Raw genomic sequence first — 14,552 nt, 5'->3', positions numbered from 1 at the left:
TGTAATTTGGGTTCTGATTTCCGTACTTTTGCACCGCTCTTGCCTGATGATTTATTCGGGACCTTTCAAGAGGTAATCTTTAAAAAGTTGAAAAAATGGCCAATTTCGATCTTATTGTTTTGGGTAGTGGTCCTGGGGGTTATGTTGCCGCTATAAGGGCTTCCCAATTGGGATTCAAAACCGCTATTGTTGAAAAAGAAAGTCTGGGTGGGGTTTGTCTCAACTGGGGTTGCATCCCTACGAAGGCCTTGCTAAAATCGGCGCAAGTATTTGAATATCTTCAGCATGCCGAGGATTATGGCCTTAAGGCGGAAGATGTGGACAAGGACTTCAATGCCGTCGTAAAACGCAGTCGGGGGGTAGCCGATAGTATGAGCAAGGGCGTACAGTTTTTGATGAAAAAGAATAAAATAGAGGTCATTTCCGGTGTTGGAAAACTAAAACCTGGGAAAAAACTATCGGTTACCGACGCAGAGGGCAAGGAATCCGAATATAGTGCGGAGCATATCATCATTGCCACAGGTGCACGGAGCCGGGAGCTTCCAAGCCTACCCCAAGACGGGAAGAAGATAATCGGTTATCGCGAGGCCATGTCCTTGGGAGGGCAGCCAAAAAAAATGATTGTAGTAGGCAGTGGGGCCATAGGCATAGAATTCGCCTATTTTTATAATGCCATGGGTACCGAAGTTACTGTTGTGGAGTTTCTTCCCCGGATAGTCCCCGTTGAGGATGAAGAGGTCTCCAAGCAATTGGAACGAAGTTTCAAAAAGACAGGCATCAAGATTATGACCTCATCCGAGGTTACCAGTGTGGATACCTCGGGAGAAGGTGTAAAGGCTACCGTAAAGACGGCAAAAGGTGAGAAAGTCCTTGAAGCAGATATTGTCCTCTCTGCGGTGGGTATTAAATCGAATATCGAAAATATTGGCCTGGAAGATGTTGGCATTGCTACGGACCGCGATAAAATTCTGGTCAATGACTATTACCAGACCAATATTCCGGGGTACTATGCCATAGGTGACGTTACCCCAGGACAGGCCTTGGCCCACGTGGCCTCCGCCGAAGGTATCCTTTGTGTTGAAAAAATAAAGGGTATGCATGTGGAGCCTTTGGATTATGGGAACATTCCGGGATGTACCTACTGCATGCCCGAAGTGGCTTCCGTTGGACTTACCGAAACACAGGCAAAAGAGGCCGGACATGATATTAAGGTGGGAAAATTTCCGTTTTCGGCAAGTGGAAAAGCCAAGGCCTCCGGCAACGCGGATGGATTCGTTAAGGTCATCTTCGATGCCAAATATGGTGAATGGTTGGGTTGCCACATGATCGGAGCTGGCGTCACGGACATGATAGCCGAGGCCGTAGTAGCACGAAAACTAGAAACTACCGGGCACGAGGTACTAAAAGCGGTCCACCCCCACCCTACCATGAGTGAGGCCGTGATGGAAGCCGTGGCCGATGCCTATGATGAAGTAATCCATTTGTAAAATGCTATAAAATGGACACGGCCTAGATTTCTAAATCCGGACCTTGCCCATATGATATAAAATGCTTCCTGTCTTTAGACTTACAGCCGTCCTCGAAGGTATTTCCTACCTCATGCTTTTTGCCATAAGCATGCCCTTGAAGTATTGGGCGGACATTCGCGAACCCAATATCTACATCGGCTATGCCCATGGATCCTTGTTCATAGCCTATCTTCTATTGGCCATTGTTTTTTGGATGGAAAAAAAGTGGACCCTAAAACGATTGTTTATACTGCTCTTGGCCTCCTTGTTGCCTTTTGGGACATTTTATATGGACAAGAAGTATCTAAAACCACTGCAATCGAGGTAGTAGGCAGGAATTTTTTACATCTGATTTCTTAAGTCTTAAACAAGGGGTTTCTTTGTGCTTCAAAAGTCGTCAAGGAAAATTTCTTATTCCGTAGTACCATCTAAAAAACTCTGTATGGCCAAATCATAGCTCTGAAGGCCAAAGCCCAAAATAACCCCCTTTGCGCCTGAAGAAATATAGGATACATGACGAAATTCTTCCCGTTTATGGGTATTGGAGATATGTACCTCCACGACCGGTGTTTCAATGGCCTTTACAGCATCGCCAATACCTACAGAAGTGTGGGTATAGGAAGCCGCGTTAAGTACAATGCCATTATAGGAAAACCCAACTTCTTGAAGCTTGCCGATAATTTCCCCTTCAATATTGGATTGATAATACTCCAACTGCACGTCCTTGAACTTGAATTGCAGTATCGAAAAATAGTCTTCAAAGGTCTGGTGGCCATATACCTCTGGCTCCCGTTTGCCCAAAAGGTTTAAGTTGGGGCCATTGATTATTATGATTTTCATCTATTCAATTCTAGTGTTACCGATAGGTCCGACCTACCCCATAAGTAGGTAGATGGAGTTAAAATTAGCAAATTAGTCCCCGTAAAAAAAATTGGTGCTTTCGGGCCGTCAAAGAACTAACGACTTCTCTCGCTAGGAAAAGTATAGATGACACCCAGATTGGCTGAAGTCCATGTTCTTTCATCCAATTGTATTCCGGTATAGGAAAGGTTCAATTCGGTTTGTGGACCCAATAAAAATCCAACGATAGGCCTATAGTAAAGTCCTCCATCGTTGCCGTCGTTAATACCTAAGGCGGTACCGGCGTTTATTCCAAAGGAAAAAGAATTGGAGGGCCATATTCGAATGGAAGCGGCAAGAGGTAAAAATTGTACGTTGGGCAAATCCACCGAGACGGATTCTTCTTGAAAGGTTTCGGCAAAACCATGGATGAATCCGGCAGTGGCCCCTAAATCGACCACCTCGCCCAAAGCCCACATATATCCTACATCGGCCCCAACAAATAGACTTACTTCATCATTGAAATCCCCTAGGGGCAATCCACCTTGAATGCCCAGCTTAAATCCTTCCTGTGCATGGGTCGAAAATCCGAATAAGATAAGGGTCAAGGCGTATAGGGTGTGTTTCATAACGATAGAGTATAGGAACCATAACGTCAAATACGTCCATCACCCTACATCATAGAGCAATTTTGTTGCCAAATTCGAAAAAACCGTTGTACATGGGCTTTCCGAATGCATTAAAGGCATAGTAAGACTCCCTAAAATTGGAAACGCAATTTCCAATTTTTGCGGAGCCCTATTATGTTAAATTGAATAAGGTTGGGTCAACGCAAAGATGTCCGAAGGGTCATTAATAGACAGTTCGCAACCCATTACGGCTATTCATCCCTACAGGTTTTAAAAGAAGTAGCTTGCCGAAATCTGTGCCACGCGGTTCTTGGAATCGAAATCTTTGACCACATTGATAAATCCGGGAATAAAACGCAACTGAAAATAAAAATTCTCATCCAGTCGATATCCCGCTCCAAAGGCAAAACCAATGTCCAGCGTATTCTTGTCCGGTGTAACCAAAGTGCCATAAGTATCTTCATCAATGTTACTGGAAAGCAGTACGCTCAACTGCGGTCCGGCCTCTATAAAAAGGTTGTCCCAAACATTGTATTTACCGATCAAGGGCACGTTGAGGTAGAACAGGTTAATATCATCCTCCAAGAATGTACCGCTACCTTGAAAAGATAAAAGGACTTCAGGTTGAAGAATGATTACGTCGGAAAATGGAATCTCTACCAGTCCCCCAAGATGAAAACCGGGTTTGGTACCGTAGTCATATCTACTGTCTCCACCTAAGGCAGAAAGGTTGAATCCCGCCTTTACGGCTACTGTACCGTCGGCACCTATATTGCTGGTACCTTGTATCTGGGCCAAAGTATTTTGGCTACTAAGAAAGGAAAACAAAACGATTAGGAAAGCTATTTTTTTCATGTTTTCATATTTAATGGTTGTATTCACAAAAATACTTTTTTTGGGGAAATGAGTCCTTAAAATCCATTCCCATGTTAAAAAGAAAAGTCTTACAAAACTATCGTACTCCCCAATATTGTTGATTAACAAAATGTTAATTTAGATGAAAATTCCTTGGTTTACGACGCAAAACGGCTCCTTCCTTTAAGAATGAACCATGTGTAATCTTCTTTAAATATCCATAGCATTCCATTTATCTCAGTACCGAATTTATAGCCCATATAACTAAGGTGGACATGGTGTATCTTTGAATTATGAATTGGCAACAGGCATTGAAGGATTATCAACACTACCTAAGAATAGAGCGTGGCTTGGCCCAGAATTCCATTAAGAGTTACCAAAGGGACGTAAACAAGCTTATTCTTTATCTGGAGATACATAAGATAGCGGAAGATCCTACCAACGTAGGTAGTGAAACAATACAAAGGTTTATTTACGAGATTGCCAAAACCGTTAACCCGCGCTCCCAGGCCCGTATCATCTCCGGACTTAAAGGTTTTTTTAATTATTTGGCCTTTGAGGAATATCGGACGGATAACCCCATGGATCTTTTGGAGTCCCCAAAAATTGGACGAAAACTACCGGATACCCTCTCCGAATCGGAAATAGACTCCCTTATTGGGGCCATAGATTTGAGCAAACTGGAAGGAGAGCGGAACCGAGCTATGTTAGAGACCTTGTACGGGTGTGGGCTTCGTGTTTCAGAATTGGTCGGCTTAAAGCTTTCAGATCTTTTTTTTGAGGAAGGTTTTATCAAGGTAACGGGCAAAGGGGACAAACAGCGGTTTGTGCCAATTGGGACCGTAAATATAAAGTACATCAACATGTACAAAAACGAAATTCGAATACATCAAAAAATCCAAAAGGGCAACGAGGACATTCTTTTTCTAAATAGAAGGGGAAAACAGCTGACACGGGCCATGATATTTACCATCACAAAGCAACTTGCGGAAAAAATCGGGCTACAAAAAAGTATTAGTCCCCACACATTCAGACATTCCTTTGCCACCCACCTTTTGGAAAACGGAGCGGACCTCAGGGCCATACAACAGATGTTGGGTCATGAAAGCATTACCACAACAGAGGTTTACATGCATGTGGACCGTAGCCATTTGTCCGATGTCATGAACAAATACCATCCTAGAAAATAAAAAGGGAGACTTACATGAGGGCTTAAATTTCTTTTACGGACTATTGATAGGGCCGAAACACCCTGTGTAACCTAACTTTCCAATTGGATGACCTGGTATGTTATGTTTGGCCTTATTTCCAATTCCAATCCTAATTTTAATACCCCAGCGGGAGGATCAAAGAATTCATTTGCAAAAAAATAGGGAACGCAATCGTTATAGTTGATTTAAGACTTTTGAAGACCCGATTTTTCTGAAAGAAAACAATATATTAGGGCTCCACAAAGAGTTTATATGGAAGAAAGTTCAAGACGAAAATGGTGGAAAGAAGGTATTGTCTATCAGATTTATCCTAGGAGTTTTCAAGATACGACCGGCAATGGCATAGGAGACCTAAGGGGTATTATCCATAGGTTGGATTACATTAAAAGTCTGGGGGTTGATATTATTTGGTTGAACCCCATTTACAAATCCCCAAATGATGACCATGGCTATGACATAAGTGATTACCGGAGCATTATGGAAGAATTCGGCACTATGTCCGATTTTGATGAACTGCTCATGGGAATGAAACAAAGAGGTTTAAAATTGGTCATGGACCTTGTAGTAAATCATAGTAGTGATGAACATCCTTGGTTTTTGGAATCCAAAAAATCCCGTGACAATCCCTACAGGGATTATTACCATTGGTGGCCTGAGGAAAAAGGAACACCTCCCAAACGCTGGAGCTTTTTTGATCTGGAAGAAAATGCTTGGAAATATGACCCGTGTACCAAGGCTTATTATTTGCATTGCTTTTCCGTAAAACAGCCCGATCTAAATTGGGAAAACTCCAAAGTTCGCCAGGAAATCCATGACCTTATGAAATTCTGGTTCGACAAGGGGGTCGATGGTTTTCGTATGGACGTCATTTCCTTTATCTCAAAGGATACGGACTTTCCTGAACTTCCGGAAAAATACAATGGGGACTTTATTCCATATTATGCCAATGGTCCAAGACTTCATGAGTATTTGCACGAAATGAATACGGAGGTATTGAGTAAGTACGATGTAATGACGGTTGGGGAAGGAACCGGTATATCCATAGAGCAAGCATTGGATTTTGTGAATGAGGACCGTAAGGAGCTTAATATGTTCTTTCATTTTGACTTAATGGACCTTGATCGGGAGCCAGGGCAAATGTTTACCATGCGAAAGGAAAAATGGAAGCTTACCGATTTCAAGCGGGTACATTCCCAATGGGATTCCATTTTCGCTCAAAAAGGTTGGGGAAGTATTTATTTGAATAATCATGATTTTCCTAGGGCCGTAAGTCGTTGGGGAAATGATTCCAAGGTGCACTGGCGCAATGCGGCTACCATGTTACACACCTTTGTACTTACGATGAGGGGTACTCCTTATTTTCTCTATGGCGAGGAAATTGGAATGACCAATATAAAGTTCAACGATATTGAGGATTATCGGGATATAAATACCCTGAACCGTTTTGAAACAATTAAAAAAGAAGGAGGAAATCTTGAAGCGTTCATCGAAAATGAAAAACACGCCGGCAGGGACAATGCCCGTACGCCAATGCAATGGGACCTTTCAGAAAATGCCGGGTTCACCCCAATTAAACCTTGGATAAATGTCAACAAAAATTATCTAGAGGGTGTAAACGTCTTGGTTCAGGAATCGGAAGAAGACTCCGTGCTCAATTATTTTAGGAGAATGACTCACGTACGTAAGTCCCATGCTACTCTAATCTATGGGGATTATTCCTTACTAGATCCAGAAAACGAAGAAATTTACGCATATACGCGTAGCGATAGTAAAAATACGTTCTTGGTCTTGCTCAGTTTTTCCTCTAGGATAACGGAGCTTACCTTAAATGAATTGGATTTGGGGCTTGCCAAACTTGTCATTAGCAATGACGAGGCACCCCACCTCAAAAATGATAAGAAATTTGTATTGCAGCCCTATCAGGCCCTTATTTACCATCTGGGTTGAAATCCATTTTAGTATCTTTAAGCCAATATAAAAGAGGGTATGCTAAAAAAACAACGATTTCTTTTTCTTTTCGCACTCCTCTATTTTTCTGCTGTGGCCCATGCTTGCTCCGTGGTATACTATATAGATTCTAGCACAGGAAAAATCTATGTGGCCAATAATGAGGATTATTGGTACGATGTTGATGCCTATATCCAGATAGTTGCAAAACACAAAAAAGAGTTGGCCCGTCTTTGGTACGGTTGGGATAATTTTGCACAGGGTGGAATTAATGAAGCAGGATTGTTCTTTGATGGTGCCGTAACCCCTGAACAACCTAAAATAAAAGGTTCCAAAAAGATAAAAGGAAATTTAGGCGACGATATTTTGGCTTCGTGCAAAACCGTCCAGGATGCCATTGCATTTATTGAAAAAAGAAAAATCGCCTTGCCCAATGCCCATATCATGTTCGGTGATGCCACTGGAAACGCAGTGGTTATTGAATGGTTGGACGGAGAACAAAAAATAGTCCCTATAAAGAACAATACATTGGTAATGACCAATTTTTTGTTAGCCGACCCCGAAAAGGGAAATCACCCGTGCCCAAGGTACAATACTATCCAAAAAAACTTGGAAACCTTGGAAAATAGCCAGGATTCCATAAGCTTTTTGAAAGCCGCGAACACCGTCAGCAATGCGGTTCAAATTCCGACTACGGGCAAAGAGGGGCGAACTGGCGGCACTCTCTACTCTACTTTCATCAATATTTCAGATATGGAATTGATACTAGTCTATAAACTGGACAATAAAAAAATAGCAAAGCTAAACCTGCGCGCAGAGTTTGAGAGCCCCAAGGGAAGGAAGATCGTGTTAAACTCACTATGACCCCAAACTTCCAAACCAATTCTGTAACAAAACAAAGTAACCCCATACTAATAAATAACAACTCACCAACCCGTACGTGAACAAAGAACTGGAACATCAATTTGTTACAGAACTTGAGAACAATCAAAATATTGTTCATAAGGTGTGTTCGCTATACACCAATGATAGGGATTCGCATAATGATCTTTTTCAGGAAATTACCATACAACTATGGAAAGCCTATCCAAAATTTCGTGGCGAATCCAAATTTAGTACATGGATGTACCGCGTTGCACTGAACACGGCAATTACATTATATAGAAAATCCAAAAGGCAGGTCATCACCCAAGACTATGAGTCAGTAATTTTTAAGATAAAGGCCGACGAATATGATGAGACCCAGGAAAAACAGCTAAAGCTAATGTACAATGCCGTAAAACAATTGGGCGATATTGAAAAGGCCTTGGTTTTTCTTTATTTGGAAGACAAGGACTATAGAGAGATTGCGGAAACTTTGGGTATTACCGAGGTAAACGCCAGGGTTAAGATGAACCGCATCAAAAATAAACTGAAAACCATATTGAATCCTTAAGGATATGATGGACGAATTAGAACTGTTGAAGAAAGATTGGCAAAAAAAAGGGGCGGAGCTTCCCAAATTGTCCTTTGATGAAATACAAAATATGCTGTGGAAAAAATCATCCTCCATTGTGAGGTGGATATTGATTATCAGTGTTTTGGAAATTTCACTACCCCAATTGTTGTTTTTGTTCCCATCCATTAGAAATTCAATGGCCCTTTTTGACAACTCTACGTTTAACCTGGGTATCCTAATCCTGTCTATTTTTTACTATGCGGTAGTCATCTATTTTATCTATTTGTTTTACAAGCGATATAAGGAGATTTCCGTTTTGGAAAACGCAAAAAACCTAATGGACAAAATAATCCTGACAAGAAAAACGGTTTTCTACTATATCGTGTTTTCTCTAAGCATGTTTTTTGTTTTCTTTTTGTACTACGCTTTGGAAATGTATTTCATGGATGATGTCCTAATGAGCATTGAAGGTTTTGAGGAGGTTTTAAAAAAGAGGTCCCTAGAAGAGATTCGCAGTATGGTATTCTGGGGAGTTATCCTGGGCGGTTTCTTTTTTACCCTTGTAATGGGAGGAATCTATTTTCTGCTTTACGGAATCTTGCTCGGGAAGCTCAAAAGTAACTACAGGGAACTAAAACGCCTAGAAATTTAAAATTTCTTGCGATTGCGGTACCTACGCAGCTCATTTTCTTGTTCATAGGCCAACAATTCCTCTTGGGGAATCACCTTTAAAAATGAAGGATGTTGTTCTATGGCATATTCCAGTTTTTCAATAATGGATTCCGGAGATTCGTTATCGTAATCTATTTCAAGAGGTTCTTTAATGACCATGGACTGCAAAATCCCCTTTTTTTTAACCCGAAGTCCCTTTTTATCGAACGAACGGCGAAACCCGTCAATAACTACAGGAACCACTACAGGCCGATATTTTTTAATGATGTGGGCCGTACCTTTTCGCAAAGGCTTCCAGGGAGTGGTCGTTCCCTGGGGGAATGTAATGACCCACCCATCGGTCAACGCTTTGCCAATATTGGAGATATCGCTCATTTTTACCTGTCGTTGTATGTCCTGTCCTTGGGACCTCCAGGTCCGTTCTACGCTAATAGAGCCCGCATAGGCAAAAATTTTGGTGAGCAAGTTCTTTTTCATGGTCTCGGCCGCCGCCACATAGTACACGTTCAATTTCGGGTTCCATAAATAACCCAAGTTCTTAAGGGAATCTTCCCTTCCCGCCAAGCTGGCATTAAAAACATGGAACATGGCTACCACATCCGCAAAGTAGGTTTGGTGATTACTTACAAAAAGTACGTTCTCTCCAGGAAGATTTCTTAGGATTTTAGAACCCTCAATCTCCAATGTATTGAATCCCTTGTAGCGTGAGCGTGTCATCAGCCCCATGATTCGAATGAGCCATTTCTTTAAGAAGAGTATGTGCCCAAAAGGATTTCGCTTAAATAAGCCCATAGAGGCAAAACTACAAAATATGATGCTATAAGACCTTTTTCAGTAGCTCCTTGATCTCGCTTAACATCATGGCCGTGGCGCCCCAAACGGTGTAACCATTTAAATTAAAGGCAGGTACATCAATATTTATGGCATAGGAAGTGGTGAGCTTTTCCATGAAAATTTTGGAATCGTCCATAAAATCCGCAACCGGGACCTCTACTAAAGCCTCAACCTCCGACTTTTGGGGGGTGAACAAAGGCTCCTTATTTTGGTAAAGACCAATATAAGGCTGCACTTCAAAATTGCTGGGAGGTATGTAAACCTGGCTCAGCGACCTAATGATTTCAATTTCAACCGGAGGAATGCCTACCTCCTCATGGGTTTCCCTAAGTGCTGTTTGCCTTAAATCCGCATCACCATGCTCGGATTGACCACCGGGAAAACCCACTTGCCCCGAATGCACATCCTTTGGATGTGCCTTCCTTAGAATTAGGAGTAAGTGAGACAAAGCGTTAACATCTGGATAGAACAAGGCCATTACCGCAGCCCTTTTAGGGTTTTTCCCTTTTTGTTTTGCTTGCTGCATAAGGCGTATCCTTGTTTTAGGTGCCATTTTAAAATGGGATGCTTCACCCGGTAAGGGTAGTTTTTTTATTTTTGAAAGCTGTTGGGAGAATAAATCGAAATCCATGTTATTGAAAAAAATCGCTGTACATACAATATTACTACTATTTTTGGCTGGATGTGGGGATTCAACGGCCAAAAAACAGACTAAGCATCAGGCAGAATCCACAGAAAAGGATACCACACAGACTAATTCTATAGAATCCCCGGAAGAAGAGGAAAAATTCCTCCTTACCGAGGAAAATGCAATCGATTTTTTCTTTGAGTACCAGAAAGACCTAAAGGTAAATAAGGTCAAATTAACCACCAGTCTGGGTAGTTTTACCGTGGAGCTTTATGACAATGTCCCCTATCATAAAGCCAATTTTATTTTTTTGGCCCAGAAGGGGTATTTTGATGGTACCCAATTCCACCGTATCGTAAAAAACTTCATCATACAAGGTGGCAATGCCGATGACAAGGCCACTCCGGAAAAACGTCGGAAAATAGGGCGCTATCTACTACCACCGGACACCCGCAAAGGATATAAACATCATAGGGGTACGTTGTCCATGCCCAGTAGTGAAATCAATAACCCGCATATGCTGGCCTCACCCTATGAGTTCTTTATCGTAGTTACCAATCCAGGGTCCTACCATCTGGATGGCGAATACACACCCTTTGGAAAAGTAATCCAAGGAATGGACGTGGTCGACAAAATAAACCAGGTCAGGGTGGGCAAAGGAGATTGGCCCTTTCAAAATGTGTATATAGAAAAAGCGGAGGTTTTAGAATAGATGTCTATTTAAGCTCAAAGCAAAACTTCTTTCAGAAAATTTGAGTTTGGTGCTTGTAATTTGGAATTTGAAATTTCACTTTTCATTTCTGTAGATGTTGGGTAACGTAATTTTAAACCGTACCGCCAATAAACGCGAAATGATGATAATAAGAATGGCCGAGATATAGGGAATGGTCCCATCCCAAGGCAACTGAATCAAAAGAAAATAGCAGATTCCCCCAAAAATACATGCGGTAGCATAAATCTCCCTTCTAAAAATAACCGGGATTTCATTACATAGAATATCACGTATCACCCCTCCAAAGGAAGCTGTAATGGTTCCAAGGAAAATACACATAATGGGTATAAGATCGGCCGAAATTCCTTTCTCTATACCAACCATTGTAAAAAGCCCAATACCTATGGTATCGAAAAGGAAAAGGGTCTTCCTTAGATACTTCAATTGGTTTACAAAAAGAATGGCAAAAATTACAGAACCCGCAATGGTAATGACATAATCAGAACTGCGCATCCATATAACCGGGGTATCACCAATAAGAATGTCCCTGAGGGTTCCCCCTCCTACCGCTGTTACAAAGGCAATAATAAATACCCCGAACAAATCCAGTTTTTTCTCCATGGCGACCAATACCCCGGAAATCGCAAAGGCGATGGTCCCCAAAATATCGATTACATAATAGAACATGGAGTTATCACTGTTGGGTATAGTAGTTGTAATCCTTAATGGCAATATCCACAAATTCCATGGGTTTCAGGTCCGTTACTATTTCGGCCACTTCCTTGATCTTATCACTAAGAGAGACAATAATTTGGTGGTCACCGTTTACTCTTGCGGTATCATAAAGCTCCTTAATGGTCTGCATCTCCCGATCCTTAAAAACCGTTATTTGAGGAAATTTTGGCATATAATCCTGGGGTATCTCACGAAGCAGGGTGTCCTTCAGAAAAATTCTTTTCCGCTCGCTAATAACTGTAGTTCCTGCCGCAATATCTCCAACCCGTTGTCCCTTGCCTCGAATTAAAATGGTCAAAACTGCTACCCCGCCCGAACTTAGGCTCACATCTATTATCCGTAAAATCCATCGTACAAAATAACTGGCAAAATTAGGCTTTGAGCCATCCAGTTTTACCACACGTATATGCATAAGGTTCTTACCGACCGTCTTCCCGTCCATAAGGGTTTCCAAAAGAACATAGTACAAAAAAGCGGGTAGACTCAGTAATACATAGAGAGCCCACATATCGGCAAAATCAATCTCCAGGGCCAGCAATAACCAAATCACTAGTATCGTATAGACCAATATCACAAAACTATCGATAATATAAGCCAGCAAGCGGTCTCCGAGATGTGCCGTATTTTGATCGATACTTACATTTTGGGCCGTTTCTATTTGAAATTGTTCCATAGTTTCGTTTCTTTGAGGTAAACCCAAAGTTGATGCGCGAGGCGGCATTCGTAAAGCAAAATAAAGACAAATGGGCTGTTTTTGAAAATGCCCTGTCCAACAAAACGAAGATAGCGCCCGATGTATTGTCTGACCTCTACATTGAAATAACAGATCATCTTAGTTATGCCAAAACCTTTTACCGGGGAAGCAATACGGAATTCTACTTAAATTCCTTGGCATCCCAAGCGCATCAAAAGATATATAGAACCAAAAAGGAACCAAAAAATCGTATTGTCGAATTTTGGAAGACCGAGTTTCCCACAATGTTCTATTACCATCGTAGGGAGTTGCTCATTGCTTTTCTAGTTTTTACCTTTTTTGTGGTGGTAGGAGCTTTTTCCTCGGCCAATGAGGGGGATTTTGTAAGATCTATCTTGGGGGACGGCTATGTAAACATGACTTTGGAAAATATAGAAAAGGGCGACCCGATGGCGGTTTACAAGGAAATGGGCGAATTTAACATGTTTCTGGGTATTACGATACATAATATCCGCGTGGCTCTTTTGGCCTTTGCGTATGGAATTTTTCTTGGGGTAGGCACCTTGATCATTATGCTGCAGAATGGCATTATGCTCGGTAGTTTTCAGTATTTTTTTTACGATAAGGGGCTGTTATGGGAGTCCGCTCGTACCATTTGGATCCATGGCACCATAGAAATCTCTGTCATTGTCATAGCAGGATGTGCAGGTTTGGTGCTGGCCAATGGTATGTTGTTCCCTGGAACCTACACCCGAATGGAATCGTTTAAAAGGGGAGTGAAAAACGGTTTAAAAATCATGATCAGTACGGTTCCTTTCTTCATTATTGCCGGGTTCCTGGAAGGATTCGTTACCCGACACACCGAAATGCCGGATATACTTGCCGTTCTTATCATCGGCGGCTCATTGGCGTTGATTGTGTTTTATTACATTATTTATCCCAGACAAATCCACAAAAAGCTGTACCATGAAGGATGACTATATTGAATTTAAAAAACAACGGGAGCTTGGTGAGATTTTATCGGATACCTTGGCTTTTCTGCGTAGTCAATTTAAGCCCTTCTTTAGTACGTACTTCAAAATAGTAGGTCCTTATCTAGTGGTAATGCTCATAGCCTCCGGGTTTTATCTCTATTCTTTTCAACCTTTTTTTGATATTGCTTCCGGCGCTTCCGACCAGGTATTTAGTGGAGCTCTAATGGTATTATCCCTTTTATTTTTTTTGACTTCCTTGGTATTGGTCTATTCCATATCCCAATCCACAACCTTGCACTATATAAAATCCTATGCCAATACGAAGGGTAGTATTGATGTGACCGAGATTAAAAGGGAGGTCTATGCCACATTATGGAGTTTTATTGGACTGGGGTTTTTGGTAGTTCTGTCCATCATGGCCGGATTGATGGCCTGCATCATCCCCGGGGTCTACCTATATGTACCATTGGTACTTTCCTTTTCCGTATTGGTGTTTAACCAAAAAGGGGCTACCGAGGCTTATGGGTACAGCTTTACCCTGGTTAAGGACGAGTGGTGGATTACCTTCGCCACACTTTTGGTAATTGGAATAATTGTGGGTATTGCCAGTTACGCCTTTAACATACCGGCCGCCGTCTACAGTTGGATGAAAATGGGTATTTTCTCCGGAGAAGTGGATGCTGAAAATATGACGGGAAATTTTGTTGATCCCATCTACATCCTCTTGAATATACTGAGTACTTTGGCCAGTCTTCTGCTCAACTTGATCTCTGTTATCGCAGCCGCCTTTGTTTATTTCAACCTAAACGAGAAAAAGAATTTTACCGGTACCTACGAGCGCATTCAAAACTTGGGCAAAACCCCAGAAAACTAGG

17 protein-coding genes are annotated in these 14,552 nt (G+C 41.8%); 10 read left to right on the top strand and 7 right to left on the bottom strand.

Translation table 11 applies throughout. From position 1 onward, the window contains the following. Positions 1 to 95: 95 nt before the first annotated feature. Positions 96 to 1,487, top strand: a complete 1,392-nt coding sequence (gene lpdA / locus Q0993_RS00545; protein ID WP_299528731.1) for a dihydrolipoyl dehydrogenase — start codon at positions 96 to 98, stop codon at positions 1,485 to 1,487. A 61-nt stretch (positions 1,488 to 1,548) separates the two neighbouring features. After that, positions 1,549 to 1,836 (top strand): DUF3817 domain-containing protein, encoded by a 288-nt coding sequence (locus Q0993_RS00540; protein WP_299528729.1) that lies wholly within the window; start codon positions 1,549 to 1,551, stop codon positions 1,834 to 1,836. Positions 1,837 to 1,919: 83 nt separating this feature from the next. Here the strand turns inward: Q0993_RS00540 and aroQ are convergent, their stop codons facing one another. From aroQ to Q0993_RS00525, 3 genes are all read right to left on the bottom strand, one after another. After that, complete coding sequence (gene aroQ / locus Q0993_RS00535; protein ID WP_299528727.1) at positions 1,920 to 2,348, bottom strand: type II 3-dehydroquinate dehydratase; 429 nt, start codon at positions 2,346 to 2,348, stop codon at positions 1,920 to 1,922. Positions 2,349 to 2,464: 116 nt separating this feature from the next. After that, positions 2,465 to 2,977, bottom strand: coding sequence for a hypothetical protein (locus Q0993_RS00530; protein WP_299528725.1), 513 nt, complete (start codon positions 2,975 to 2,977; stop codon positions 2,465 to 2,467). 270 nt (positions 2,978 to 3,247) lie between these two features. Further along, complete coding sequence (locus Q0993_RS00525; RefSeq protein WP_299528723.1) at positions 3,248 to 3,832, bottom strand: porin family protein; 585 nt, start codon at positions 3,830 to 3,832, stop codon at positions 3,248 to 3,250. Positions 3,833 to 4,125: 293 nt separating this feature from the next. Here Q0993_RS00525 and xerD point away from each other — a divergent pair, with 293 nt between their 5' ends. From xerD to Q0993_RS00500, 5 genes are all read left to right on the top strand, one after another. Next, on the top strand, positions 4,126 to 5,022 hold the full coding sequence (gene xerD, locus Q0993_RS00520; protein WP_299528722.1) for a site-specific tyrosine recombinase XerD: 897 nt from the start codon (positions 4,126 to 4,128) through the stop codon (positions 5,020 to 5,022). 273 nt (positions 5,023 to 5,295) lie between these two features. After that, positions 5,296 to 6,990, top strand: a complete 1,695-nt coding sequence (locus tag Q0993_RS00515; protein WP_299528720.1) for an alpha-glucosidase — start codon at positions 5,296 to 5,298, stop codon at positions 6,988 to 6,990. Positions 6,991 to 7,029: 39 nt separating this feature from the next. Beyond that, entirely contained in the window at positions 7,030 to 7,854 is an 825-nt protein-coding gene (locus Q0993_RS00510) for a carcinine hydrolase/isopenicillin-N N-acyltransferase family protein (RefSeq protein WP_299528718.1), read from the top strand. 76 nt (positions 7,855 to 7,930) lie between these two features. Further along, on the top strand, positions 7,931 to 8,425 hold the full coding sequence (locus Q0993_RS00505) for an RNA polymerase sigma factor (protein WP_299528716.1): 495 nt from the start codon (positions 7,931 to 7,933) through the stop codon (positions 8,423 to 8,425). A 4-nt stretch (positions 8,426 to 8,429) separates the two neighbouring features. After that, positions 8,430 to 9,080 carry a hypothetical protein gene (locus Q0993_RS00500; RefSeq protein ID WP_299528714.1) on the top strand — a complete coding sequence of 217 codons (651 nt, stop codon included), beginning with the start codon at positions 8,430 to 8,432 and terminating at the stop codon, positions 9,078 to 9,080. Here the strand turns inward: Q0993_RS00500 and Q0993_RS00495 are convergent. Together Q0993_RS00495 and Q0993_RS00490 are read right to left on the bottom strand one after the other, a co-directional pair. After that, complete coding sequence (locus tag Q0993_RS00495) at positions 9,077 to 9,892, bottom strand: 1-acyl-sn-glycerol-3-phosphate acyltransferase (protein ID WP_299528712.1); 816 nt, start codon at positions 9,890 to 9,892, stop codon at positions 9,077 to 9,079. The two genes, Q0993_RS00500 and Q0993_RS00495, sit on opposite strands and share 4 nt — an antisense overlap. A 25-nt stretch (positions 9,893 to 9,917) precedes the next feature. After that, positions 9,918 to 10,460, bottom strand: coding sequence for a CoA pyrophosphatase (locus Q0993_RS00490; protein ID WP_367279572.1), 543 nt, complete (start codon positions 10,458 to 10,460; stop codon positions 9,918 to 9,920). A gap of 103 nt (positions 10,461 to 10,563) precedes the next feature. Between Q0993_RS00490 and Q0993_RS00485 the strand changes: the two genes are divergently transcribed. After that, the gene (locus Q0993_RS00485) at positions 10,564 to 11,274 is read left to right on the top strand and encodes a peptidylprolyl isomerase (RefSeq protein ID WP_299528708.1); all 711 of its coding nucleotides are present in this window, start codon (positions 10,564 to 10,566) and stop codon (positions 11,272 to 11,274) included. Between the two features lie 75 nt (positions 11,275 to 11,349). Here the strand turns inward: Q0993_RS00485 and Q0993_RS00480 are convergent, their stop codons facing one another. Both Q0993_RS00480 and Q0993_RS00475 read right to left on the bottom strand, forming a co-directional pair. Then, entirely contained in the window at positions 11,350 to 11,961 is a 612-nt protein-coding gene (locus Q0993_RS00480) for a trimeric intracellular cation channel family protein (RefSeq protein WP_299528706.1), read from the bottom strand. A 7-nt stretch (positions 11,962 to 11,968) separates the two neighbouring features. Beyond that, a complete protein-coding gene (locus tag Q0993_RS00475; RefSeq protein WP_299528704.1) occupies positions 11,969 to 12,682 on the bottom strand; it encodes an RDD family protein in 714 nt (237 codons plus the stop codon). Between the two features lie 32 nt (positions 12,683 to 12,714). On the opposite strand from Q0993_RS00475, the gene Q0993_RS00470 reads away from it, so the two are divergent. Together Q0993_RS00470 and Q0993_RS00465 are read left to right on the top strand one after the other, a co-directional pair. Further along, complete coding sequence (locus Q0993_RS00470; protein WP_299528703.1) at positions 12,715 to 13,680, top strand: stage II sporulation protein M; 966 nt, start codon at positions 12,715 to 12,717, stop codon at positions 13,678 to 13,680. Next, a complete protein-coding gene (locus Q0993_RS00465; protein WP_299528701.1) occupies positions 13,670 to 14,551 on the top strand; it encodes a hypothetical protein in 882 nt (293 codons plus the stop codon). The genes Q0993_RS00470 and Q0993_RS00465 overlap by 11 nt, the downstream gene beginning before the upstream one ends. The last annotated feature ends 1 nt before the right edge of the window (position 14,552 follow it).

The sequence above is a fragment of the Ulvibacterium sp. genome (assembly GCF_028285715.1).
Classification (GTDB): Bacteria; Bacteroidota; Bacteroidia; order Flavobacteriales; family Flavobacteriaceae; genus Ulvibacterium.
Note: the sequence above shows the minus strand (reverse complement) of the source record. Positions and strands in the feature narration are given on the sequence as shown.